The organism is Streptomyces phyllanthi (assembly GCF_009377205.1).
Lineage (GTDB): Bacteria > Actinomycetota > Actinomycetes > Streptomycetales > Streptomycetaceae > Streptomyces > Streptomyces phyllanthi.
The window spans coordinates 1-2,002 of the sequence record NZ_VJZE01000839.1 but is presented as its reverse complement, the minus strand read 5'-3'; the positions used below and the strand labels follow the sequence as shown (position 1 = coordinate 2,002).

The 2,002-nt window shown below is 71.8% G+C and carries 2 protein-coding genes; both read right to left on the bottom strand.

All coding sequences use genetic code 11. The annotated features are described in order from the left end of the window. Positions 1-9 precede the first annotated feature (9 nt). A complete protein-coding gene (locus FNH04_RS45435; protein ID WP_152792064.1) occupies positions 10-906 on the bottom strand; it encodes an MHYT domain-containing protein in 897 nt (298 codons plus the stop codon). A gap of 233 nt (positions 907-1,139) precedes the next feature. Next, the gene (locus FNH04_RS45430) at positions 1,140-1,940 is read right to left on the bottom strand and encodes a sugar phosphate isomerase/epimerase family protein (protein ID WP_322725727.1); all 801 of its coding nucleotides are present in this window, start codon (positions 1,938-1,940) and stop codon (positions 1,140-1,142) included. Positions 1,941-2,002: the final 62 nt, after the last annotated feature.

Sequence of the window (2,002 nt, the reverse complement as noted above, 5' to 3'; positions counted from 1 at the left end):
GTCCCTCCCTCACCACTCCTGTACGCCCGGCGCCCCGGCCCCCTGCCGCCCCTGGGGGTGGCGGTCCGGCGACCGTGATGGCTCGAAGAGTGAGGGTGAAGGCTCGCTCCGGTCGACGCCGTCGGGTCCGTCGGTCGTGGTGGGTCGCCCGCGGCGGGGGCGGGCCGGCTCCTTGTCGCTCCGGATCCGCGGGGGGTCGAGCATCACGATCGCCCCGGCCAGGACCAGGAAGATGACGGGGCCGATGAGCATGGGCAGCAGCAGCGAGACGGGTGACTCGCCCGTCCGCGGGCCGGTCGTGTCGTGCAGGTGCACGCTCACCGCGGCCATGCCCGTGTAGTGCATACCGGAGACGGCCACGCCCATCACCAGGCTGGCCCCCAGACTCGTCAGGAAGCCCCGGATCGAGACGGCCGCCCACAGCGCGGTGGTCGCGGCGACGATCGCGATCACCACGGAGAGCGCGACGGTGGGTGTGTCGTACCGGATGGAGCCGCTCAGCTGCAGGGCCGCCATGCCGATGTAGTGCATGGCGGCCACACCGAGACCGGTGACGGCTCCCGCGGTGCACAGCGTGCCCGCGGTGACCCCGCGGTATCCGACGGCGAACACGCCGATGCCGACCACGGCGACCGCGACGGCGAGGCTCAGCACCGTCAGGGACACGTCGTAGCGGACCGGGGTCTCCTCGACCCGGAAGCCGATCATGGCGATGAAGTGCATGGTCCAGATGCCGCACCCGATGGACACCGCGCCAAGGGCCAGCCAGCCGGGCCGCGAGGACCGCTCGTCGAGCACGGACCGCACCACGCAGCGCAGCCCCAGCGCGCCTCCTAAGCACGCCATGACGAACGCCGCCACCGGGGTGAGCAGGCCGTAGCCGAAACCGTCGATCGTCCCTCGCATTGTGTCCCATCTCCCCGAGGTGTCACGTGTCAATCGGGGGCTGAAGCTCTCCTGCGAAGGGTCATCGGCGCAATCCGTTACCGGCAGTATCCAAACGACTTTGTACTGTCCGGTATGCGATTCGGTCAGGAAGCGAAATGATCCGGCCGGAGTCGCGGTTTCCCTTGCGGGAATCCGGCCGGATCCCTATGTGGCGCCTGTGAGTACGTGCCGTGCATGCCGTGCCACGGCCGTCAGGCGGCGTCGTTCAGCAGGCGCCCCAGATGCTCCCGGCCCGCCCGCAGCAGCCCTGGCAGCGGCGCCGCCTCCTCGTACCAGCGCTTCTCGTACTCCCAGCACAGCCAGCCGTCCCAGCCCTCCCGCGAGAGCAGGTCCACGCACTCGGTGAGCGGCAGCACCCCCGCCCCGAGCGGCAGCGGAGTCGTGTCGTCGGCCGAGGCGATGTCCTTGACCTGCACGTACCCCAGGAACGGGGACAGGGCCGCGTACGACGTCGCCGGCTGCTCGCCGCCCAGCCAGGTGTGCATGACGTCCCAGAGGGCACCGACCTGGCGGTGTCCTACCAGCCCGAGGACGCGGGTCGCGTCGGCGCCGGTGCGGTGCGAGTCATGGGTCTCCAGCAGGATCCGCACCCCGGCGTCGGTGGCGTACTGCGCGGCCGTACCGAGCCGCCGGGCCGCCGTCGCGTCCGCCTCGCCGGCGTCCTGCTCCTCGCCCCCGCCGGGGAAGACGCGTACGAAGGGGGCGCCCAGGTCCCGGGCCAGGTCGAGGAGCGCGCGCACCTCGTCCAGTACGGCTTCGTCGTCGCCCGGGGCCGCCACCCGCGCGTACCCCGCCAGACCCAGGACCTCCACGCCCGCCGCCTTGAACTCGGCGGCCACATCGGCCCGTTCGGCGGCGCCCAGGCCGGTGTGCACCGGCTCCTCGGGGTGGGTACGCAGTTCGACGCCGTGGTAGCCGTGCTCGACCGCCAGTCGCAGTACGTCGGTCAGCGGGAGACCGGGGACGCCGAGGGTGGAGAAGGCCAGTTTCACGGGTGCCACCTTCTTCGGGAGCTAGGGGCCAGGGGCCAGAGGGTAGGGGCCAGAGGGTAGGG

Bases quoted from the DNA above. Each gene is read 5' to 3' on its own strand.
- FNH04_RS45435 (WP_152792064.1), bottom strand. From the start codon at position 906: ATGCGAGGGACGATCGACGGTTTCGGCTACGGCCTGCTCACCCCGGTG.